The sequence below is a fragment of the Nocardia transvalensis genome (assembly GCF_015477765.1).
GTDB classification, from domain to species: domain Bacteria; phylum Actinomycetota; class Actinomycetes; order Mycobacteriales; family Mycobacteriaceae; genus Nocardia; species Nocardia transvalensis_A.
The window spans coordinates 505816-527031 of sequence record NZ_JADLQQ010000005.1; the positions used below are offsets into that span (position 1 = coordinate 505816).

The following is a 21216-nucleotide window of genomic DNA, read 5'->3' on the forward strand; positions in this document are numbered from 1 at the left end:
CGAAGTACCAGGTCTTTGTCGGTCGTGTCCCGAAACGCCGATATGAGAATTTGCCGCAAGTTAGCCGTGTCACTAGGAATGTTTTCCCCGGCGTCGTTATCATCACCCGATGCAGCACCGCGCGAAGTCAAAGCAACGAGGCCTGTTCACGGCCCTGCTCGCCGCGCTGGCGTTGATCGCGATGGTAGGCGCCGGCCTGGGCATGTACGTATTCGGCAAGCACCGTGCCGACGTCTCCTACTCCTTCGGGGATCTCGACCGCCCGGACCGGGTCGACGTGGGAGTGTGGGTGAGCCGCGTCGACACCGCGACCCAGACGGTCATGGTCGACGTCAATGTGTCCCCGCAGGGCGCACTCGCCGACGACTCCGGATACTTCAGGTCCGGTGCGGTGCTGGTCATGCCGTCGGCGGCGAAGTCGGATCCGATCAAAATCGCGGCGGGGCAGCCGGTTTCGACCATCGACACGAAATTCGCCCTGCTGGGCACCAATACCGACTATCCCTTCGACCGGTATCGCACGCGCCTGGCGTTTCAGGTGTTCGGCGCCGACGGGCACCCGCTGCCGACGGTGACGATCGTGGGCAACGGTGATTCGTTCTTCAAGGTCGGCGCCCGCCTCGACACCGCTGCCGAGCCGTCGCTCACCGTCCTAGACACGCAGATCAAGCGTTCCACGCCCACCCTGGTGTTCGCCCTGTTCATCATGGTGCTGATGCTGGGCCTGGCGGTGGCGGCCGCCACGGCCGCCTACTACGTCCTACGGTGGCGGCGCGGCCTGCTCTTCCCGGCCTGCTCCATGATGGCGGCGGTGTTGTTCGCATTGGTGCCGTTGCGCAATGCCGTCCCGGGCGCCCCGCCGATCGGTTCGATCATCGACTTCGCCTCGTTCTTCCTGGCCGAAGCGATCATCTCCGTCGCCCTGATCACCTCGGTCCTGATCGGCTATCGCGTAGAGATCGCCAAGGAATTCACCGAACAGCGGCTCGAGGCCGCACCACCGCATTCGGAGGAATTGGACATCGAGGACGACGCGGCCGAGACGGACACGGCGCCTTACGAATCCAGGCTCGCCTTCGTCGGCGTGTCATCGCCCGCCGATACCGAGGTCACCGCGCCCTTCGCCCCCATCCGAGAGCCGATCCGCGAGACGCCGATTCGGCAGCACGACGGCGCCGACCACCGCGACGACGGATCGGACGTATGGCACGAGCCCAATTCCGTGTCGCGGCATTGATCGCTCAGTCCACGGGGAAGGCGAAAACGACCGTCCGCTTGGCCGGGTCTGCCTCGACCAGGCGAGCCCGCACCCGCCAACCTTCCGGTGGTGAGCCGACGCATTGGGCGACCACCGGCGGATCGGAGACGAATATTTCGGCGGGGCGGCTGCCGTTGGCCTCCCGCACCACCACGGCATTGAAGACCCCGCCCAGCCGCGCGGCGAGCACGGTGGCCTCGGTCAGATCGAGGCAGGCGCGCTCCAGTTTTCCGGCGACGGCGTCGGTGCGGCGCATCGACTCCGCGGCCGCGGTGAGGCCGTCGCGCACCCACGGCGGCACCGGATCGCCCGCGCAGCGGGCCAGGCAGATCTCGGTCGCGTAGCGGTCGGCCAACCGGCGCAGCGGGGCGGTGACATGGGCGTAGGGCGCGCCGATCCCGCTGTGCGCCAGGGTGTCCGGAATATCACCGTCGAGCACGGTGTAGGTGGCACCGCGCAGCAGTCCGGTCGCCTCCGACATCAGGACCAGGGCCGCAGGCGTTGCCGGATCCAGCCGGGCAAGCATGCGGCCCACCGATTCGTCGGCGGGCCAGTCCACGCGCAGCGCGGCCGCCGTGCGCCGCATGGAGTCGATGGCCGAGGGCGGCGGCGCGGGCATCGTGCGCAGCAGGCCGAAGGGCTGATCGTCGCCGAGCATGATTCGAGCCGCGCACATGCCGGTCAGCAGGGAGACCTGTTCGTTCCAATCGTCGGCGGCGGTGCGCGGTTCGACGATCAGCTGCCAGTGCTGGGGCGACTGCGGTTCGCCGTCCTCGTCGCGCGCCACCGTCTGGGCGGGCAGTCGCAGACCGATCGCGCCGCGCGCGAGCCCCGCCTCGATGCGCAGCCGCCCGAAATCCGGCAGCGCGGCGATCGAGGGATGGAGGCGGCCGGCGTCGGCGTCGGCCTGCACACCCGCGTAGTCGAGCCGGGCGCGCGAGCGCACCAGCGCCCGCTGCACCGAAAAGCGTTGCGGTTCGCCGGTTTCGTCGCATTCGATGGTCCACAGCGCGGCGGGGCGATCCTGATCGGGCAGCAGGCTGGCCGATCCTTCCGACAACACCGGCGGATGCAGCGGCACGGTGCCGTCGGGGAGATAGAAAGTCTGGCCCCGGGACGTCGATTCCCGGTCGAGGGCCCCGGCGGGGGCGATGACGGCTCCCACGTCCGCGATCGCGTACTGCAGCAGGAAGCCGGTGGAGGTGCGTTCGAGATACAGCGCCTGGTCCAGATCCATGGCGCCGGGCGGGTCGATCGTGACCAGCGGGATATCGCGGCGATCGGCCCGGGAGCCCGCGAACGCGTCGACCGCGTCGCGGGCCTCCGAGACGGCCTCGGACGGATAGTCCGAGGCCAGTCCGAATTCGGTTCGCACGACGCCGAAATCGACCGGCGCCGACACGATCCGCTGATGGAGTTCCACGCGAAAGGCGCTGAATTACTGCAGCGCCAGCATGGTGCCGTTCAACTGATCGAACGGACCGTACACCGTGAACACGACCCGCCCGTCCGGGTACTGCGAGGACAGACCGGCCGCCGAATCGAGCGCCTGCCCGAACGACGCCGCCGACGGGTGGGGCAGGTTGGCGATGGCCTGCCCGATGTGAGTTTGGTGCACCCACTGGGTGTCCCCAGGGGTGAGGTCGACCTGTACCCCACCCGGCAGCGGGGTCACCGAAACCGCGGATGCGGACCCGGCGCCCAGCACAGCCAAAACCGAAGCAGCCCCGGCAACCAACGCACCGGCAACCAACTTGCGAACTACTCGCATAGAGACAGAACCTGCTTTCCGACGTTGTTGACACCCACAGCTCCGTTGCTGCCCCCCAGCAACGGAACTTTCCAACGCGCAACACTCTATGACGTCTGTCACGGGTAGGGCCAGTTACAGAACGATCGCCGCGCCGGACGCGTGTCCCCCTCTCGATTTCCGTCGCACACCGTTCCGCCCGGCCGCCTTTCAAACGTGGTAAGGGCCACGCCCAATTCCCCTCGAGACCTCTGGTGCCTCGGCATTTCTCGAGCCCGAGTGCCATCGACCGACAGCGCGGCCGATGACTCACACCGGGCGCGACCACGACCCGTCACAGTCGTCCCGTTTGCCGGTTTCCTCGCACGCCACCGCGCCGCACCCGTCACCCCGCGCCGCCCGACCAAGAGCCGATGAACATAACTCCCCTATGGGGCGAACCGCCGATGGGAGTACTATCCCGCCGCCCGGCGAGCGCACGGGCACACCTCCAGTGCCATGACGGCAACTTTCATCCGAAAACATTCTCGCGGCGCGATTCTCCCGCCGCTGGCCTGCGGGACGCGCTCGGCGCTGTTACTGTGGCCGGGTGTTCGCGGGGCCGTCGGTCCCGATCGCAAATATCCGTCTGTCGAGAAACAAGGGAGTTCCGCACCGTATGTCGTCCATCGTCTACGACTACCTGTTGCCGCTGCTCGGCCCCGAGCAGGCCGCCTACTGGGCCCAGATCCTCGTCATCTCCCCGGCCGGCTGACGAACTCTCTTCGCCATCCCGGCATCACGCGGCGGCACCCGGTTCGGGTGCCGCCGTTGTCATAGCCGGACTCAGCCGCCCGCGTCGGCCTCCTCGATTCCCGCCTCGTCGCGCGGCTCGTCCGCGCCCGGCGTCGACCGCTCGAGGAAACGCAGCAGTTCCACCGGGAAGGGCAGCACCAGCGTCGAATTCTTTTCCGCCGCAACCTCGACCACCGTCTGCAACAGCCGCAGTTGCAGCGCCGCGGGCGCCTGCGCCACCTTCGCACCCGCGTCGGCCAGCATCTGCGAGGCCTGCAGTTCACCCTCGGCGGTGATGACGCGGGCACGCCGCTCCCGTTCGGCCTCCGCTTGCCGCGACATCGACCGCTTCAGCGATTCCGGCAGCGCCACATCCTTGATCTCCACCCGATCGATGTGCACACCCCACCCCAGCGCCGGACTGTCGATCATGATCTCGAGGCCCTTGTTGAGCTGCTCCCGATTCGACAGCAGATCGTCCAGATCGCTCTTGCCGATGATCGACCGCAGCGAGGTCTGGGCGACCTGGGCCACGGCGAACAGATAATCCTGCACCTCCACCACGGCCTGCACCGGATCAATGACGCGGAAGTACACGACCGCATCCACACGCACGGTGACGTTGTCGCGGGTGATCCCCTCCTGCCCCGGCACCGGCATGGTGACGATCCGCATCGGCACCTTGCGCATCTTGTCCACGAACGGAATCAGCAGCCGCAGACCCGGTTCCCGGACCGCCCGCACCCGCCCGAACCGGAACACCAGGCCCCGCTCGAACTGCTCCACCACCCGCATACTCGATCGGGCCACCAGAGCGCCCAGCACCCCGCCCATCGCGACGGCGACTCCGACGAGCATCACCATGTCCATATCGCACCGCCATGCGAAAACGCCCGGCGCACGGGAAGATCCGGGCCTGTCCATCGATCATGCCACCACGGCGCACCACTGCGAGCAGGATTCGTGGCGGGGTGACCGGGGAGCGCCCCTACGCGGGTACGGTCGCGAAGCCCGCCTGCTCGGGGGTGAGCAGTTCGTCGGTGTCCAGGTCGGGCACGATGAGGATCTTCACCTGTTCGGTGGCGCCGTCGCTGGGGCGCAGCGCATCGAAAGCCGCTTGCGCGCCGGCCAATCCGGTATAGGCGGTCACCATGCGTGCCGGGTCGTAGCGGCCCTCGCGCAGGTGTTCGTAGGCCCGCCACACGCCCTCGTAGCGGGTCTCGCCGTGGACGGGGCCGCAGACGAATTTCAGGGTGATGTTGTTGACGACAGCGGTCATCGAGCGGATCGACTCCGGCCGGGCATTGGCGCCCACGACGCTGATCACCGTGTGCGGTGGCACCGTCGCGATCAATTCCGACAGCAGCCGGGCGCCGGAGGCCTCGACCACGTACAACCGCGACCCGGCCTCGGCCAGCTCGCGCCAGACCGCGACCGGGTCGGCCGTGCGGGGATCGACGGCGACGTGCGCACCATAGGCGAGGGCGATCTCGCGCCGCTTGGCCGAGGGATCGGAGACGACGATCGGATTCGCCCCTCGCGCAGCCAGTTCCACGACAGCACCCAGCCCGATCGGCCCGGCCCCGGTGACCAGTGCCCCCTCGCCCGCGCCGATGCCGGTCTGGCGTGCGCCGTTGGTGCCGGTGGCGACCGGCTCCAGGGTCGCGGCGAGCACCGGATCGACATCGTCGTGCAGCGGAACATGCATGCTCGCACCGGCAATGGTCGCGGTGCTCATGCCGCCCGGGTAGTCGTTGGCGTAACCGAGGCAGCGGACCACACCGGCGGCGTCGGCGACCCAGGGCAGCACGAACAGTTTCTGCCCGACCGCGTATTCGGTGACCTCCGGCCCCAATTCGGTGACCTCGGCGGTGAATTCGTGACCGAACACCACGGGACGATTCTTGTCGAACAGATAGGTCTCCTGTTTCGCCTCGGCATTGGAGGCCAGGAATTCGTCGGTGTGCGCCCACGCCGACAGATCACCGCCGCAGATGCCGTTGGCGATCGGGCGGACCCGGATCTGCCAGGCCCGCAATTCGGGGAGGGAGAAGTCGCCGACGGTGAATTCACCGTCGTGGAAAATCGAGGCGCGCAAGGGTGTTCCTTTCTTCGCTAGCCCGGCTCGGCGGCGAGTGCGGGCGCCAGGAGATGGCAGATCGTGTCGGTGAGCAGTTCCAACGGATCTCCGGTGTCGGTCGGCCAGCCGGTGGCGATCCAGGCGGCGAAGAACGACTCGATGAGCAGGGCTGTCATCAGCGCCCGCTGCCGGGCCTGGCCCGGAGTGACCGCCCGCCAGCGGCTGCGGTCGGCGGTCAAGCGGGCGACGTAGCGCTCGCGTGCGGCGAGCGTGCCCGCGATGGAGGCCGGGGGTCCGGCCATGGTGAGCACGCGGATGGAGGCCGCCTGCTCGCGCCAGCGGGTCTCGACCACGTCGAGCCAGTCGCGAACGGTGGCTCGGGTCCACACCGGACGCTCGGCAAGGTCGGCGTAGACCGTGTCGCCGAGGGTGTAGAGCCGATCCGCCAGGGCCAGCACGATATCGGTCTTGCTCGGGAAGTGCGCATAGACCGTCACCCGGGACACCGCGGCCGCCTTGGCGATGTCGTCCATCGTGGCGTCCATCGACGACTTCTCGGCGAACACCTCGACGGCCGCATCCAGCAGCCTGTCCCGAGTCAGCCGCTTCTGTTCCTCCCGCACACTCAACCGCTGCTCACCCACTGGCCATCTCCTTCACATGTCCTCCCACCCGCCCTGAGCAGGCCGGAGGTGGTTATGAGCAACATTCCGCCAGCTCAACTGCCATACCGACAACTGATCTAACAAAATGTAAAGCTACCAGACATAGTGTGCAGCGGAGAGCGTCAGCGACCGGAATCACTTTCAAATAGACGCAGGGCGGTGAGGCCTGGAGGCCTCACCGCCCTGCGGTAGAGAGGAGCGAGTCGGTCTATAAGCCGGATCCTGTCCCCGGTTGTGCACCGGGGGGCGGCCATCCATCTGGGTGCACCGTTGCCGGGCACCTCGAGCGGTCCACCCGCAGGCTCGGGCGAGCAGCCCTCGGGCACCTGCGCAGCCGCACTCCGGAGAGTGCGACCTTCGACCTTGCTCCGGGCGGGGTTTACCGAGCCGCCCCGGTCACCCGGGGCGCTGGTGCGCTCTTACCGCACCGTTTCACCCTTACCGGCGCGTGCGCGCCGGCGGTCTGTTTTCTGTGGCACTGTCCCGCGGGTCACCCCGGGTTGCCGTTAGCAACCGCCCTGCTCTGTGGAGTCCGGACTTTCCTCGGCGACAGGCGACGACACATCCATGCCCGTTCCTGTCGACGCGACCGCCCAACCAACTCGCGGATTCATTATGCCGTACGGGGCGTACAGTCACGTCGGTGCGCTGGCGATCATCGCGACGACGCCCGAAATCGCAGGTGACGGGGCCTCTTACGTCACCCCTTACGGTTTGCGGCGCGGCTCGGCTTTCGAGGGTCGCTGCGTACGCGACGCAGGAGCAAGCAGCGACCCTCGAAAGCCGAGCCACCAGGGCGCCGCAAACCCGCGACGCCGGAGGCGGCGCTATCAAATACAGTATTTCGCCATGGAGCGTGTCGAGGTGGGGTTCCCGTCGGGAAGCGATCAGTGTGCAGCGTGGCTCTATCTGCCGGACGGTCCGCCGAAGCCGCGGCCGCTGGTGGTCATGGGCCATGGGCTGGGGGCCAATCGAGAGATGGGGCTGGATCGGTATGCGCGCCGGTTCGCGGCCGCCGGGATGGGGGTGCTCGCATTCGACTACCGGCATTTCGGGGCCAGCGGGGGCACGCCACGGCAGGTGATCAACATCGGCCATCAGCGTGACGACTGGCGGGCCGCCATCGCCTTCGCGCGCACCCTCAAGGGCTTCGACGCGACCCGGATCGCGTTGTGGGGCAGCTCCTTCGGCGGCGGGCACGTGCTGTCGATCGCGCACGAGGACGACTACCTGGCCGCCGTCGTCGCGCAGTGCCCGTTCACCAGCGGGCGGGCCTCGGCGCTGGCGAAGGGGCCGATCAGCCTCGCGAAGACGGGCACCCTCGCGATGACCGACGTTCTGATCGGCCCGATCCGGCGCAAACCGGTCGGCGTGCGGCTGGCGGGGCGCAAACGGTCGGCCGCGCTGATGAGCGCTCCCGACGTGCCCGAGGGCTTCGGTCGCCTCGCCGAGGAAAGCGAACGCTACCAACCGAAGGTGGCCGCCCGCTTCGGCTTCTCGGCCATGTTCGATTCACCCTGGCGGCGCACCAAGGCCATCAAGGTGCCCGTGATGTATGCGGTGTGCGACAACGATTCGGTCGCCCCGGTCGGTCCGACACTGAAGGCCGCCGAACGCACCAAACACGCCATCGTCAAGCGCTACCCCATCGGTCACTTCGACATCTACTTCGACGACTGGTTCGAGAAGGCCGTCTACGACCAGACCGAATTCCTGGTCTCGGTGCTGCGGCCGTAGCATCGGCGAATGATCGTGCGGCAGCTGGGCAGTGAAGAGTGGCGGACTGCTCGCACCGCGCGGCTGAACGCGCTGGCGACATCCCCGCCCGGCCGATTCTCCTCGACATTCGCCGAGGCGGCGGTGTGGGATGAGCAGCGGTGGCGGCGATGGCTCGGCCTCAGGACGCTGTTCGTCGTGGAATCGCACCGACAGCCGGTGGGTTGTGCGGGCGTGCTGTTCGAGGACGGGCGGCCGTACCTGGTGTCGGTGTGGGTGTCGCCCGTCGTGCGCGGCACCGGGGCCTCGGATCTGTTGATCGGCTCGGTGGTGGATTGGGTACGCGCACAAGGCCATCCGGAGCTACGGCTGTGGGTGCTCGACGACAATGCCCCCGCCGAGAAGCTCTACCGCAGACAGGGTTTCGTGCCGACCGGACGGACACGGGTGACCGCCGCCCACAGCCCGGATACCGAGATCGAAATGGCCTGCGCCCTCCGCTGATTCGCGCCGCCTACAGATATGAGGTGTCGTTGACCAGACGCACCGAGGACCCGCCGTCGGGGTAGAACTCCGCGATCGACAGCGAGGCCAGATCCAGATGCAACCGGTACAGCAGCGACGGGCCCACGCCCAGCGCCAGCTGCAGCAGCATCTTGATCGGGGTCACATGGCTGACGACCACGACGTTCTGGCCCGGGTAGAGCGCGATCAGGTCGCGGCGCACCGCTTCCACACGCTCACGCACCTCATCGAAGCTCTCCCCGCCGGGTGCGGATACGGCCGGATCGCTCAGCCATCGCGCGTGCAACTGCGGATCCTGCTCCTGCGCCTCGGTGAAGGTCAGGCCTTCCCATTCGCCGAAGTCGGTCTCGATGAGGCCGGGCAGCACGCGCACCGGAACGTCCAGGGCCTGAGTGACGGCCTCGGCGGTCTCGCGCGCGCGTCCGAGCGGCGAGGTCACCGCGGCGGCGATATCCCCTTTGGAGGCAAGGTATTTCGCCGCTCGTGCGGCCTGCTCCCGGCCCAGCGGCGTCAGCGGCGGGTTACCCCGGCCCGAATACCGACGCTGCACCGACAGTTCCGTCTGTCCATGCCGCAGCAGCAGTAGGCGGGTCGGACGGCCTCGAGCGCCGGTCCAGCCGGGAGCCGTTGGCGCCGTGCCCCCTTCGCTACGAGCCCGCGCATCGGCCTCATCGATCCGGCCCGACCCCATGCCGACAATCGACCCACCGGTCGCGGCCGGAGCGATATCACCCCCGGTCGCATGCCCCTGTCCCCCAGCGGGCTCGGTGCCCACATTCGGTTCGACTCGATGCCCCGACCAATCCGACGCGGCCGCCTCACCCGATACGACCGGATCAATACCCGGCCCTTCGATCTCCACTCTCTCGACCTCGTCACGAGTCCGGGCACCCGTGCCGCCGTTCTGGTCCGCTCCGGCGAGTTCGGCGTCGCGCACCTCGGCAATCACGGCGGCATCGTCCATCGCTTCGTTGGCGAGACGATCGGCATGAGAATTCTCCGCGCGCGGGATCCACTCGAAGCTCACCCGGTCGAAACCGGCGACCAGGCGGCGGGCGCGGTCGGCGAGCGGAATCATGGCCGCATGCTTGACCTTCCACCGGCCCGACATCTGTTCGACGACGAGTTTGGAGTCCATGCGGACATCGACCTCGCGCGCGCCCAACTCCGCCGCCGCCTCCAAACCCGCAATGAGGCCACGGTACTCGGCGACGTTGTTGGTGGCCACGCCGAGCGCCTGCTTGCGTTCGGCGAGCATCTGCACATGATCGGCGTCCCACACCACCGCGCCGTAACCGGCCGCGCCCGGATTGCCCCGCGACCCGCCGTCGGCCTCCACGATCACCTTGGCGACCATCGCCGTCACAGCCCGGATTGCTTGGTGCGCACCAGAATTGCGCCGCACTCCGGACACCGGACGAGGACCTCCGGGGCCGTCTTGGCGATGCGGGCGATCTCGCCGCGGTCCAATTCGATGCGGCAGGCACCGCAGCGGCGGGCCTGCAGCAGGGCTGCGCCCACCCCGTGCTGAGCCCGCTGCTTGTCGTAGATCGCCAGCAGCTCGCCCGGGAATGCGGTGACCAGCCGCTCTCGGTCGGTGGCACACCGCTGGGCGGCCACATCGAGATCGGCCAGCGCCTCGTCGCGGCGGCGCTGCGCGTCGGCGAGGTCCTGTTCGGCCTTGCTCAGGTTGGCGCCGGCGTGCTGATGGTCGGCGGCGGCCGCTTCACGCCGCTCCATCACCTCCAGCAGATCGTCCTCGAGCACCGACCGGCGGCGCTCCAGGCTGCCCAGTTCGTGCTGCAGCTCGGACAGCTGCTTGGCGCCGACGCTGCCGCTGTCGAGCATGCCGCGGTCGCGCTGTTCGCGCTTGCGGACGCCGTCGATCTCGTTCTCCAGCTTGCGGATGTCGCGGTCGAGGTCGTCGAGCAGGATTTCGACCTTCACCGCCGCGTCCTTGCGACCGGTGCGCTCCTCCTCCAGCCGCTGCACCTCCTGCTGTTCGGGCAGAACCTTGCGGCGGTGCTCGATCCGCGTCAGTTCCGCGTCGACGGCGGCTAGATCGAGCAGCTTGGCCTGGATCGGTGGTTCGACATTCAACGCGGAACTTACTCCTCGACGCTATGGACGGTTCGGGGCCCGGTCGGGCGCCCAGCACAGACCCTCAACCGTACTCCGCCCCCGGCCCGTTGCGCCCCAACCCCACCCATTCGCCCCCGGCCAAAAGCGTGCCGGGAAGACGAGAGCTGCTCTTTCGTTGTTCCGGCATGCTTTTGGCCGGAACGCCGTGGCAATCTCATCGGTATGCATCACTATGAGGTGGAAGTCGTCTGGAGCGGCGCGACCACCGGCTACCGCTCCTATTCCCGTAACCACGAGGTGCACGCACTCGGTCGGCCGCCGCTGGCCGCGAGCGCGGACCCGGTGGTCGGCCGGGGAGACGCCGACCGGTGGAATCCCGAGCTGCTGCTGGTCGCCGCCCTGTCCGAGTGTCACATGCTCTGGTACCTGCATCTATGCACCGAAGCCGGGATCGTGGTGACCGACTACCGCGACGCCGCCGAGGGTGAGATGGACAACCAGCGGTTCCACCGGGTCACCCTGCGCCCCCGCGTAACCATCACTGATCCATCACGCACAGACGAGGCTCGCGCCCTGCACGCCGAGGCCCACAAGCGCTGCTTCATCGCCAATTCGATGAACTTCCCCGTCGACCACGAGCCCACCGTCACCGCGCCCTGACCCAGCCGCACCCCTTATTCGCGCACGCACCCCTTCCAGGGCCTGCACGGGGTGCGGCTGCCAATAGCGGGTGCGGCTGTGTGGCCTGCGCCCGCGGGCGGGTCGCGCTTACGGGTCGGCGGCGCCGAGGGTCCAGGGGTCGGTGCGGAGGGTGGAGATGCGGGTGTCGAGGGTGGGGAGGGACGTGCGGACGATGGCCTCGGCTTGGGCGCACCAGGGGAATTCGGTGGCCCAGTGGGCGGCGTCGATGAGGGCCGGGCCACCGGCGCGCAGGTGTTCGTCGGCGGGGTGGTGGCGCAGGTCGGCGGTGACGTAGGCGTCGACGCCGAGGCGGGAGACCGTGCCGAGGAAGGAATCACCCGCGCCGCCGCAGACGGCGACCGTGCGGATCGTCCGGTCCGGATCGCCGGCCGCGCGCACGCCCCACGCGGTTCCGGGCAGCGATGCCCGCACGCGAGAGGTAAACTCGCGCAACGATTCCGGCTTTGCCAGCTCACCCACTCGGCCCAATCCCAGGCCGGAGAGCAAGGGGGCCCGCTCGGTCACGTGGAATGCGGGTTCCTCGTACGGATGGGCGGCCCGCAACGCGGCGAGCACGTCGGCGCGCGCCGAGGGCGGGGCCACCACCTCGATCCGGTCCTCCTCGACGACCTCGAGCGAACCCACCTCACCGATCGTGGGACTCGCACCGGCCAGCGGCCGGAACTGCCCGGTTCCCGATACCCGCCAGCCGGATTCGCGGTAATTGCCGCCGCCACCGGCCCCCGCGGCGAACAGCGCCGACAGCACCCGCTCGGTGTGCGACTGCGGCACCCGGACGGTCCATTCGTCCATCGCCGCAGTCGGCTTGGGCTCCAACGGACCGGTAACGGTGAGCCCCAGCGCATGGGCCAGCGCGTCGGAGACTCCCGGATCGGCGGAGTCGGCATTGGTGTGCGCGGTGAACAGCGCGCAGCCATGCCGAATCAGCTTGTGCACCAACGCCCCTTTGGGCGTATTGGCCGCCACCGTGTCGACCCCGCGCAGGAGCAGTGGATGATGCACGACCAACGCCTGCGCGCCCCAGTCCACAGCCTCGTCCACCACCGCAGCGGTGGCATCCACGGCAAACAGCACTCGCTCCACCGCCTCCCCCGGATCCCCGCACACGAGCCCCACCGAATCCCACGATTCGGCCAACCGCGGCGGATACGCGGCATCCAATACCGCCACCAACTCCCCCACCCGCACACCCGTCGACCCGGTCACCTACCGAACCTCCTCGATCTCGATCCCGTCGCACCCACCACGCCAAGCCCAGTCGACCCTACGAGAGCCCCGAACATGGTTTCGCAGTCGGCACGAAAATCCGGCGAAAACCGCCGCCCCTGTGCCAAGTTCGGCAGGCCAGCCGCACTCCGTGCCTGCATCCGCACCCCGTCCAGGCTCCGCACGGGGTGCGGATGCAGGCAGGGGGTGCGGCTAGGTGGGCTCGGGGTCACAGGCCGACCTCGCGGATGGCTGTGATCAGGTGGTCGACTTCGGCGGGGGCGCGGACGGCCAGCCGGAGGTGGTTGGGTGGTAGGCCCGGGAAGGTGTCGCCGCGGCGGACGGCGATGCCCTTAATGGCGAGACGGTTTCGGAGCAGGTCGGCGTCGGGAACACGCACGAGCAGGAAAGGGCCGTGGGCAGGTCCGTGTACTTGGATGCCGAGGGCGCGCAAGCGCGGGATCATCGCCTCTCGATCGGACGCGATTCGTTCGGCGCGAGAACGGGATTCGGCGACAGCGGCGGGATCGGACGTCGCGGCAATGGCTTCCAGCTGCAGGGTGCCCAGCGGCCAGTGCGGGCGTCCGTACCGCAGCCGGGCCAGCAGTTCGGGTGCGCCCAGGGCATATCCGCAGCGCAGGCCGGACAACGCCCAGGTCTTGGTGAGACTGCGCAGCACCACTACATCCGGCAATGTCTGCGCCGCAAGCGATTCCGGCTCACCCAGAATTGCGTCGGCGAAAGCCTCATCGACCACGACCACGCGGCCCGGTCGCCGCAGCGCGTGCATCGTCGCGGCCGAATGCAGGACCGAGGTCGGGTTCGTCGGATTGCCGACCACCACCAGATCGGCCTGCTCCGGCACCAGCGCCGGATCCAGCACGTACGGCGGCTGAAGCACCACCCGCACCACCGCCACCCCGGCCTCACGCAGCGCCAGCTCCGGCTCGGTGAACGACGGATGGATCACCGCCGCCAACCTCGGCGCCAGCCGCGGCAGCAGCGCGAACCCCTCGGCCGCCCCGGCCAGCAGCAAGACCTCCTCGGGCGCGCGACCGTGCCGGGCCGCCACTGCCGCGCGAGCGCGCCGCTCGTCCGCCTCCGACGGATACCTCCCGAGCTCCCCCAACCGCGCCGCCAGCCTGTCCCGCAACCATTCCGGCGGGCCGCCACCCTGCACATTCACCGCGAAATCCACCATCCCGGGCCTCACCTCGACATCCCCGTGATGCCGCAACTTCCCGCGATCGACCTCGTCCACCCCGCTGGCCCCGGAGCCGAACATCTCGATCCCGGCCGCCCGCACACCCATCCCCGTGATGTCGGCCCTCGCCCGACCCGGATCCGCCTGCTCCGATCCATCGCCCTCGGCACCTCGGATCGGAGACCCAGCCGCACGCGCAGCCATCCCCGTCATGGTGGAGACCTTCCCGCCCGAGATTCCCTGCCCCGACAGCCGCGATCCATCGCCCTCGGCACCTCGGATCGGAGATCCAGCCGCACGCGCAGCCATCCCCGTCATGGTGGAGATCTTCCGGCCCGAGGTTTCCTGCTCCGGCAGGTCCGGCCCAGCGGCCCCGGCAACTTCGGTCGGAGACCCGGGAGCCCGCTCCGCATGCGGGGCTCCACGGCGCGGCGGCGGAGTGTTGCTGCTCGCCGTGAGGGGGTGGGCCGTGGTGTCCTCGGGCACAGCCTCACACCCTACGTGGCCGTGGCGGGGGCGACCCGACAGAATGGCTGTCGTGGGCGAACTGCATGTGACCTTCATCTGCACCGGCAACATCTGCCGATCACCGATGGCCGAGAAGATCTTCGCCGCGCAACTGGAGCGCGCGGGGCTGGCCGACCGGGTGCGGGTGAGCAGCGCCGGCACCACCGCCTGGCATGCCGGCTCCGATGCCGACCCGCGCACCACCGCGCTGCTGCTCCGCCACGGCTATCCGGTCGGCCACGTCGCCGCCATGGTCGGAGCCGATCATCTCGACGCGGATCTGCTGGTCGCCCTGGATACCTCGCACGAGCGCGATCTGATGCGCCTGGGCGTTCCGGCCGCGCGCCGCCGCCTGCTGCGCAGTTTCGATCCGGCCGCCGAGGATCGCGACGTCCCCGACCCGTACTACGGCGACGACTCCGATTTCGAACTGGTCCGCGAACAGGTGGAAGCCGCCGTCCCGGGCCTGCTCGACTGGGTGCGCGAACAGCTCGCGGTGCGCGAGGAAGGAACCGGCATGCCCGAAACCTCCGGACGCGCGTGATGACCGTGCTGCGCCGGCTGACCTTCCTGCTGCGCCCCAGCTGGGTGATCCTGGCCGCGGTCGTCGTGGCCTTCGCCTACCTGTGCTTCACGGTGCTGGCGCCCTGGCAGCTGGGCAAGAATTCCACCACCTCGCATCGCAACGACCTGATCGCCGCCTCGGTCGATGCCGCGCCCGTCGACATCACCACCCTGCTGAACGATCCGGCAGCGAAGGACACCGAATGGCGGCGGGTGATCGCCACCGGCAGTTATGTGCCCGGCTCGACCGTGGTCGAACGGCTGCAGCGACTCAACGACAATCCGGCCTACGGCGTGCTGGCCGCCTTCCGGCTCGACGACGGCCGCCTCGTGCTCGTCGACCGCGGACTGCTCGCCGCCGAGGCCGGTGTCCGGTTGCCGCAGATTCCCGAGCCACCCGCCGGTCCGCAGCGGATCGAGGCGCGGGTCCGCAAATCCGAGGGCATCACGCCCGGCAAGGACCCGATGACCCAGGACGGCTTCCGGCAGGTGTACTCGATCGACACCGGCCAGGTGTCGACGGTTCTCGGCACCCCGATGACCGATATTCCGACCGGCGGCCCGGGTGGCTATCTGCAACTCACCGAGGGACAACCGGGCGGATTCACCCCGCGCCCCCTGCCTCAGCTGGACGCCGGGCCCTACCTGTCCTACGGGCTGCAATGGATCGCCTTCGGCATCATGGCTCCCCTGGGCCTCGGCTACTTCGTCTACGCCGAACTCCGCGAACGCCGCAAGGGCCGCGCAACCACACCCCAATCCCCCACCGACCCACCCTCCACGGACCCGAAATCCCCGTCCCCCACCGAATCCACGCCCCCCACCCCGCCTAACGTCCCCACAACCGCCGAACGCCTCGCCGACCGCTACGGCAACACCCGCCGCTGACCCTGTCGTCCGGCCTGGCGGCCGGACGACAGGGAACTAGGACGCCACGAGCGAGAGGCAACAGAAAAGCAAGACCAGCGGGCACACCCACAAACAACGAAGCAAGACCACAGGCCCTGCGCGCACAGGCAAGCAAAGCAAGACCACACGGGCTGCGCGAAAGCAGAGTGCAAGACCAGCAGGCTCGCGCGAAGCCGAAATGCACGGCCACCAAGCCCACGCGAAAGCGGGAAGGCTGCCCAGCTCGAACGGTGAATAGCCGAGTTCCCGATGCTCGAGATGTTCGGCGACTGACTGGCTTCCACGCCTGCCGATATGTTGAGAATTGATGTCTTCACCACCGTCTAGAGGGAGCCACGATGGGGCGGAATCGAAACCCGGTCGCCGACAACGCCGTTGCTATGGCCGGTTGAGGCGCTCCTGCGCTGCTGTCGTTATGCCCGGCCATAGCGGGATCAGGGCATCGTGAAGTTGCTGCCGCCGAAGAGCTGTGTCAGTGTCGGTCCCCATCAGGGCGACGACCTCCGGTTCCCTCCACTGGGCACGCGCGATCGTCGGCGACGACGGACCCGAACGAGCGGCCACGGCGGACAGGAACAGCAGGTTGGCAACCACCACCCATTCCGGATCGATCCCCTCCGGATCTCTGACAGCCGCAGCGTCTGAAGGGTCAGGAGCGATGAAGACAACGTCGCCCACGCCGGTGAATTCACATGCCGCCGCACACATCAGGCACGGTCGATGTGATGACCATAGAATGAGGTTGCCCAAATCGGTCGTGGTTTCGACGCTGGCCAGGGCGTTCATCTCGGCATGCGCGATGGGGGTGCGCTGCAGCCGGTCGGGCCCACCGGAAGGATCGTAGGCGCGATTCGGGAAGACTGGCCCGGGGGCAACATTCACAGATCGGTTAGGGGTCAGTCTTCCCGATTTGTTGACAGGCCGACAACGCCTGAGCTGTCCGTTGTCGGTGAAGTCGGGGCTATGACCAGCGAAAGCGGGCCAGACGATCCAGTTCCTCGCGATCGCTTGCCGCACCGGGTCATGTTGCGGGCCAAGTGCATGTCGGTGATCGATCCAATGCTCGCGCCGGTACAACCAGACCGGCCCGCACACCAGATCGGTAGGCTCCCAGTCGTATCGCGGCCATATATGCGCGTGCAGAAATGCGTCCGTGTTTCCCAGGATCTCCAGGTTCACCCGTCGGAAGGCGGGATCGAGCCTGCTGCAGGCTCGCTCGACGGCCTCGCCTAGGCACTCCATGTCGGCCAGAAACACGATGCGCTTGGTCCTCGGAAGATCCGACAGCCGCTGGACAGCGGGATCGTCGGCGAGCAACACCGAGTAGCCGGGAAGGAACTGAACATCGCCTATCACCGCGAAGCCGGCGTCGAGTCGGCGGAGCACGGTGGGGTTCTCGCCGCGCAGGGCGCTGCAGAGCCGGGCGGGATCGCCCAGACCAGAACGTGAACCTTACCGACGACGTCCGCACATGGCTATGCGCCGCCACGCGAGTGAGCTACCCTACTCGAATATGTGTTCGAGTCAGGTCGCATCTAGTGCATCACCATCTGTGGCAGGGTCCATCCAGCCGGAGGCGCAGGAACCGGGCCGTTCTCGGGCATGCTCGTAAGTAGACCACGTTTCACAATCTTGTCCGGAGTGCACCGTGCCGTCTCACCGCACCAAACCGAAATCGTTGTCGGACAGTGAGATCCGCCAGATCGCTGCTCGTATCGACGCGGGTCAGAAGCCTACCGTCTATTTCACCGCTGCTGCGGTCGGCATCGACGAAGGGCGATCGGGAAGGATCGTCGGTATGGCCGACCCGTCCGAACCCGACTATCTGCGTGTGCGGCCCACCGGGTCGACTGACACGCTGGCGTTCTCGCCCTGCGAACTGACGCTGACCCGCCCCGGCAGCGGCCGCACGACCCAGCGGCAGCGCGGCCGCGCCGGACGAAGAATCCGATGAACGGCCCCTCGGCTTTGTCACTACCGGGCTGCGGCCTTCCTTGGGTGGGGCGGGCAGGCTTGGTCGTATGAGCTGGAACGAGGCATTCGCGGACCACTATGACGAATGGTCGGCCGATATGACGGCGGATATCGCTTTCTATGTCGAGCTCGCCAGTCGCGCCGACGGGCCGTTGGTCGAACTCGCAATCGGCAACGGCCGGGTGGCGATCCCGGTTGCCCGAGCCACCGGGCAGCTCGTAATCGGTGTCGACACCTCTCCTCGAATGCTCGAGCAGGCCATGATCCGGGCCGCTGAGGCTGGCGTGCGGCTCGAATTGCGAGGCCGACATGCGCGACCTGCACATCGATCAGCCGGCTGCACTGATCTACTGCCCGTTCCGGGCGCTGCTGCACCTGAACACCTGGGCTGACCGCCGCCGGGTCTTCCAGCGTGTAGCCGCCTCCCTGCGGCCCGGCGGACGATTCGCGTGGAACGCGTTCGCCTTCGATCACCACACCGCAGCTCGCCTGGACGGCACTCGCCAGCTCGGACCGGTCCCACACACAATCCGATACACGATGGGCGACAACCGGATTGACCTGGTCTGCGACGATGGTGCCGTGAGCTCCATGTGGTGGGCAACGAAGAACGAGTGGCTCGGACTTCTCGACGTGGCAAGCCTGGAACTCGAGTCACTCCATGGCGGGTTCGCTGGCGAACCGTTCACCGAGGACAGCCGCGAATATGTCTTCGTAGCCCGACGCCCGCACGGTGCGTAGCTCGGGCCAGTACAAGCCGCAGGCATTATGGGATGTTCGCACCCACCGGTAGGTCACGACTGAACCGGACCAGGGGTCAGAGTTAGGGATCTGGCACACATTTCGTGATGCGGGCGAGCGAGGTGTTCAGTTGCTCAGCAGGATTCGTTTCCGGAGTAGGTCGGGGTTGGCGCGGCCGAACATCTGTTGTTTGAGCATCTTGACTCGGTTGACGTGGCCTTCGACGGTGCCGCTGCTCCAAGGCAGGGTGAGACCCGCGCGGACGGCGTCGTAGTCGCGGCGCAGACCGCGGACGAAGGAGCGCAGTGCGGGTAGGTCGTCGGATTCGACTGCGGTCATCCATGTGTCCAGGTCGCCACCCTGGCGTTCGCGCATCATCACCGCGAAAGCGCGCACGTGCCCGGCGAGGGCGGTCAGTTCGAGGCTGGCGTCGAGTACGGTGTCGAGGCGTTGTCGATCGTCGGGGTCGAGTGCGGCGGGGTCGCTCATCAACCAGGTGACGAAGCGGCGGACCGACAACGGTTTGGCCGGGATCCGTGGTGTTCGCTCGCCGGTACCCAGGGGCTGGAGGAAGTTGAACAGTATCGTTCGGCTGCCGCGATATCCGCGTGCCCTGATCTCGGCCAGCAGCTCAGGCGTATTGGTGCAGCCTTCATTCCAGCGGTGCAGCAAATAGGGTTTGAACTCGTCCAGCACGCTCGGTCGTTGTTTGCCGGCGGAGTCGCGGATCAGCTCGTCAGGGGTGGACGCGCGAGCCAGACGACGGACGGTGGCGCGGGCGAGGCCCAGTCGGAGGCTGATCGCTCGGATACCCACCCCCTGGCTGAGCAGGGAGTGGACCGCGTTGTGGCGGTGCCTGATGCGTTGCGCAACTCGACCTTCGACGGTGGCTGCCGTTGCCGCGGACTGGTGCTGGAGTGGCCCGGAGTCAGCGGGCGGCGAAACCTCCTGGGAAACAGTTTCATTGGTGCGATTCAAGGCCCTCGCATGTCGGGTCACGGTGCGTTCGACTGCTTCGGCGAGGTTGTGCCACAGGTGCCAGCGATCGGCGACCTGGACCGCGCCGGGAGCACCGGTGGCCGCCGCGTCGGCATACGCACCGGCGCGGTCGCGGCAGATGACCTCGGCACCGGGGTGGGCACGCAGCCAGGCGGTGAGGGTAGCGCTGGTGCGATCGGCGAGCACATCGATCGGTCGCCTGGTCTCGAGGTCGATGAGGATCGTGCCATAGCGGTGCCCGCGGCGCAGCGCGAAATCGTCGACGCCGAGCACGCGCGTTGTGGCATGTTCCGGGTCCGGCATCGCGCGGATCTGTCGCAACAATGTCATCCGGCTGACCGTCGCAGCCAACTGCCGTGTCAGGCGCGCCCCGGCGCGACCACCCAACGCCAATCCCACCGCGTCCAGCACCTGGTGCAGGCCGGTCGTGCGGCGCGCGTACCGAGGCGCCACCCCGGGTACGGGCTCGGTGAAAGTCTTTCTGCCACAGTCGGAGTTGTCACAGAACAACCGGCGCACCCGAAGGCCGATCACGACTCACGGCCACCGACCGCGGTGTCGGACCACCGCCGCTCGTATCGGCTGTGTACACGCACCGAGGTCGCAGTACAGTCCGGACACGCCGACACCCCGGCCTGGGTGTTCGCGTGGATCCGCACTCCCGCACCGGCCTGGTAGACACGATCGATCCTCAGCGCGGCCAGGTGCGGAAACACGACAGCCACCAAACCAAGATCGGCACACCGAAACCATGATCAAACATCAAGCAGCAAACCGCATTTCACCCGAATCCGACCGACGGATAACGCACGATAATGCCGATTTCAGGATGGGGCGATCCGAGGACAGGCGAATGTACCATCACGCCGTCGATCCTGCCGATTCATAGGTCTCTGACGTTGAGCAAGGACCGGACATGTAGTCGACGGCGAACCTCGTTGCTCTGCAGTCCGTCAACAACGACAGCAACACCGATCCACGTGGCCTCGGCTTCCTCCACGAGGTGACGCGTAGCGAGCGCTTGTGCACCGGTTTCGATCCAGTCGTCGGCGAGCACCACACGGTCTTTGGCGCCTACGAGACATTTGCGAAAAGCCAAGACCAGGTGACGGTCGCGGTAATCCGGTGGAGTCGTCCGCCGCAGCCAGGCATCGCTGTCGCTGGCGGGACTGCGATTCTTACGCACCTCGACGAACCCGACGCCGAGGCTGAGCGCCACGAGGGGCCCCAGCAGACAACCGCGGGACTCCAGTCCGAGGACGACAGTTGGGCGTTCCTGCTCGAACAGACGCCCCAGCCACGGGCCCAGTTCCTGCAGCAAGGCAGGCTCACGCCACCATCCCGCCGCATCGGGATAGAGATACTCGTCGGTGCGATCTCCAAGCCAGACAATGGCTTCCCGGAGTCGGTTCCGCATTTCACGGGCTGAGGGCTGACCGCTCACCTGACGATGATCACACCCCAACTGATCACGAGCGAACCAATTTCGCTGGGCAAGACCATACGGATCGCACGCTTCTGCCGCTGGTCGGTCGTTCGCGCTGGCCCATACGGCTCGGA

At 67.8% G+C, this 21216-nt stretch carries 21 protein-coding genes and 1 other RNA gene; 9 read left to right on the forward strand and 13 right to left on the reverse strand.

The window, feature by feature from the left end:
* Positions 1 to 109: 109 nt before the first annotated feature.
* Positions 110 to 1237, forward strand: a complete 1128-nt coding sequence (locus IU452_RS17500; protein WP_195110113.1) for a DUF4436 family protein — start codon at positions 110 to 112, stop codon at positions 1235 to 1237.
* Between the two features lie 4 nt (positions 1238 to 1241).
* Here IU452_RS17500 and IU452_RS17505 read toward each other — a convergent pair whose 3' ends face one another.
* From IU452_RS17505 to rnpB, 6 genes are all read right to left on the reverse strand, one after another.
* Complete coding sequence (locus tag IU452_RS17505) at positions 1242 to 2681, reverse strand: RNB domain-containing ribonuclease (protein ID WP_195110114.1); 1440 nt, start codon at positions 2679 to 2681, stop codon at positions 1242 to 1244.
* Between the two features lie 15 nt (positions 2682 to 2696).
* Positions 2697 to 3029, reverse strand: a complete 333-nt coding sequence (locus IU452_RS17510; RefSeq protein ID WP_195110115.1) for a hypothetical protein — start codon at positions 3027 to 3029, stop codon at positions 2697 to 2699.
* 804 nt (positions 3030 to 3833) lie between these two features.
* Complete coding sequence (locus IU452_RS17515) at positions 3834 to 4646, reverse strand: slipin family protein (protein WP_195110116.1); 813 nt, start codon at positions 4644 to 4646, stop codon at positions 3834 to 3836.
* A 124-nt stretch (positions 4647 to 4770) separates the two neighbouring features.
* Entirely contained in the window at positions 4771 to 5880 is a 1110-nt protein-coding gene (locus tag IU452_RS17520) for a zinc-binding dehydrogenase (protein ID WP_195110117.1), read from the reverse strand.
* 17 nt (positions 5881 to 5897) lie between these two features.
* Positions 5898 to 6506: a TetR/AcrR family transcriptional regulator gene (locus IU452_RS17525; protein WP_195110118.1), complete on the reverse strand. Its 609-nt coding sequence runs from the start codon at positions 6504 to 6506 to the stop codon at positions 5898 to 5900.
* A 216-nt stretch (positions 6507 to 6722) separates the two neighbouring features.
* An RNA gene (gene rnpB / locus IU452_RS17530) (RNase P RNA component class A) lies at positions 6723 to 7132 on the reverse strand.
* A gap of 244 nt (positions 7133 to 7376) precedes the next feature.
* On the opposite strand from rnpB, the gene IU452_RS17535 reads away from it, so the two are divergent.
* Both IU452_RS17535 and IU452_RS17540 read left to right on the forward strand, forming a co-directional pair.
* Positions 7377 to 8264, forward strand: coding sequence for an alpha/beta hydrolase (locus IU452_RS17535; protein ID WP_195110119.1), 888 nt, complete (start codon positions 7377 to 7379; stop codon positions 8262 to 8264).
* Positions 8265 to 8273: 9 nt separating this feature from the next.
* On the forward strand, positions 8274 to 8747 hold the full coding sequence (locus IU452_RS17540) for a GNAT family N-acetyltransferase (RefSeq protein WP_195110120.1): 474 nt from the start codon (positions 8274 to 8276) through the stop codon (positions 8745 to 8747).
* Positions 8748 to 8757: 10 nt separating this feature from the next.
* Here the strand turns inward: IU452_RS17540 and IU452_RS17545 are convergent, their stop codons facing one another.
* Both IU452_RS17545 and IU452_RS17550 read right to left on the reverse strand, forming a co-directional pair.
* Positions 8758 to 10125, reverse strand: coding sequence for a bifunctional RNase H/acid phosphatase (locus tag IU452_RS17545; protein ID WP_195110258.1), 1368 nt, complete (start codon positions 10123 to 10125; stop codon positions 8758 to 8760).
* 5 nt (positions 10126 to 10130) lie between these two features.
* The gene (locus tag IU452_RS17550; RefSeq protein WP_195110121.1) at positions 10131 to 10868 is read right to left on the reverse strand and encodes a zinc ribbon domain-containing protein; all 738 of its coding nucleotides are present in this window, start codon (positions 10866 to 10868) and stop codon (positions 10131 to 10133) included.
* 204 nt (positions 10869 to 11072) lie between these two features.
* Between IU452_RS17550 and IU452_RS17555 the strand changes: the two genes are divergently transcribed.
* Complete coding sequence (locus IU452_RS17555) at positions 11073 to 11510, forward strand: OsmC family protein (protein ID WP_195110122.1); 438 nt, start codon at positions 11073 to 11075, stop codon at positions 11508 to 11510.
* Positions 11511 to 11618: 108 nt separating this feature from the next.
* Here IU452_RS17555 and IU452_RS17560 read toward each other — a convergent pair whose 3' ends face one another.
* Both IU452_RS17560 and cobC read right to left on the reverse strand, forming a co-directional pair.
* The gene (locus IU452_RS17560) at positions 11619 to 12758 is read right to left on the reverse strand and encodes a Nif3-like dinuclear metal center hexameric protein (protein WP_324192679.1); all 1140 of its coding nucleotides are present in this window, start codon (positions 12756 to 12758) and stop codon (positions 11619 to 11621) included.
* A gap of 229 nt (positions 12759 to 12987) precedes the next feature.
* Positions 12988 to 14043: an Rv2231c family pyridoxal phosphate-dependent protein CobC gene (gene cobC / locus IU452_RS17565; protein WP_195110260.1), complete on the reverse strand. Its 1056-nt coding sequence runs from the start codon at positions 14041 to 14043 to the stop codon at positions 12988 to 12990.
* 448 nt (positions 14044 to 14491) lie between these two features.
* On the opposite strand from cobC, the gene IU452_RS17570 reads away from it, so the two are divergent.
* Together IU452_RS17570 and IU452_RS17575 are read left to right on the forward strand one after the other, a co-directional pair.
* A complete protein-coding gene (locus IU452_RS17570) occupies positions 14492 to 15013 on the forward strand; it encodes a low molecular weight protein-tyrosine-phosphatase (RefSeq protein ID WP_195110123.1) in 522 nt (173 codons plus the stop codon).
* A gap of 8 nt (positions 15014 to 15021) precedes the next feature.
* The gene (locus IU452_RS17575) at positions 15022 to 15921 is read left to right on the forward strand and encodes an SURF1 family protein (protein WP_195110261.1); all 900 of its coding nucleotides are present in this window, start codon (positions 15022 to 15024) and stop codon (positions 15919 to 15921) included.
* 399 nt (positions 15922 to 16320) lie between these two features.
* Here IU452_RS17575 and IU452_RS38930 read toward each other — a convergent pair whose 3' ends face one another.
* Positions 16321 to 17328: a hypothetical protein gene (locus tag IU452_RS38930; protein WP_324192680.1), complete on the reverse strand. Its 1008-nt coding sequence runs from the start codon at positions 17326 to 17328 to the stop codon at positions 16321 to 16323.
* Between the two features lie 292 nt (positions 17329 to 17620).
* Between IU452_RS38930 and IU452_RS17590 the strand changes: the two genes are divergently transcribed.
* The 3 genes from IU452_RS17590 (at position 17621) to IU452_RS17595 (ending at position 18657) form a co-directional block, all read left to right on the forward strand.
* On the forward strand, positions 17621 to 17896 hold the full coding sequence (locus IU452_RS17590; protein ID WP_195110125.1) for a hypothetical protein: 276 nt from the start codon (positions 17621 to 17623) through the stop codon (positions 17894 to 17896).
* Between the two features lie 67 nt (positions 17897 to 17963).
* Positions 17964 to 18308: a class I SAM-dependent methyltransferase gene (locus tag IU452_RS38195; protein WP_228817970.1), complete on the forward strand. Its 345-nt coding sequence runs from the start codon at positions 17964 to 17966 to the stop codon at positions 18306 to 18308.
* On the forward strand, positions 18226 to 18657 hold the full coding sequence (locus IU452_RS17595) for a hypothetical protein (protein ID WP_228817972.1): 432 nt from the start codon (positions 18226 to 18228) through the stop codon (positions 18655 to 18657). The genes IU452_RS38195 and IU452_RS17595 overlap by 83 nt, the downstream gene beginning before the upstream one ends.
* Positions 18658 to 18783: 126 nt before the next feature.
* Here the strand turns inward: IU452_RS17595 and IU452_RS17600 are convergent, their stop codons facing one another.
* On the reverse strand, positions 18784 to 20190 hold the full coding sequence (locus IU452_RS17600) for an ISL3 family transposase (protein WP_324192681.1): 1407 nt from the start codon (positions 20188 to 20190) through the stop codon (positions 18784 to 18786).
* 349 nt (positions 20191 to 20539) lie between these two features.
* Positions 20540 to 21100, reverse strand: a complete 561-nt coding sequence (locus tag IU452_RS17605; protein WP_324192682.1) for a phosphoribosyltransferase family protein — start codon at positions 21098 to 21100, stop codon at positions 20540 to 20542.
* Between the last annotated feature and the right edge of the window lie 116 nt (positions 21101 to 21216).

Bases quoted from the DNA above. Each gene is read 5' to 3' on its own strand.
- IU452_RS17500 (WP_195110113.1), top strand. From the start codon at position 110: ATGCAGCACCGCGCGAAGTCAAAGCAACGAGGCCTGTTCACGGCCCTG.
- IU452_RS17510 (WP_195110115.1), bottom strand. From the start codon at position 3,029: ATGCGAGTAGTTCGCAAGTTGGTTGCCGGTGCGTTGGTTGCCGGGGCT.
- IU452_RS17515 (WP_195110116.1), bottom strand. From the start codon at position 4,646: ATGGTGATGCTCGTCGGAGTCGCCGTCGCGATGGGCGGGGTGCTGGGC.
- IU452_RS17535 (WP_195110119.1), top strand. From the start codon at position 7,377: ATGGAGCGTGTCGAGGTGGGGTTCCCGTCGGGAAGCGATCAGTGTGCA.
- IU452_RS17540 (WP_195110120.1), top strand. From the start codon at position 8,274: ATGATCGTGCGGCAGCTGGGCAGTGAAGAGTGGCGGACTGCTCGCACC.
- IU452_RS17545 (WP_195110258.1), bottom strand. From the start codon at position 10,125: ATGGTCGCCAAGGTGATCGTGGAGGCCGACGGCGGGTCGCGGGGCAAT.
- IU452_RS17555 (WP_195110122.1), top strand. From the start codon at position 11,073: ATGCATCACTATGAGGTGGAAGTCGTCTGGAGCGGCGCGACCACCGGC.
- cobC (WP_195110260.1), bottom strand. From the start codon at position 14,043: ATGTTCGGCTCCGGGGCCAGCGGGGTGGACGAGGTCGATCGCGGGAAG.
- IU452_RS17570 (WP_195110123.1), top strand. From the start codon at position 14,492: ATGGCTGTCGTGGGCGAACTGCATGTGACCTTCATCTGCACCGGCAAC.
- IU452_RS38195 (WP_228817970.1), top strand. From the start codon at position 17,964: ATGAGCTGGAACGAGGCATTCGCGGACCACTATGACGAATGGTCGGCC.
- IU452_RS17595 (WP_228817972.1), top strand. From the start codon at position 18,226: ATGCGCGACCTGCACATCGATCAGCCGGCTGCACTGATCTACTGCCCG.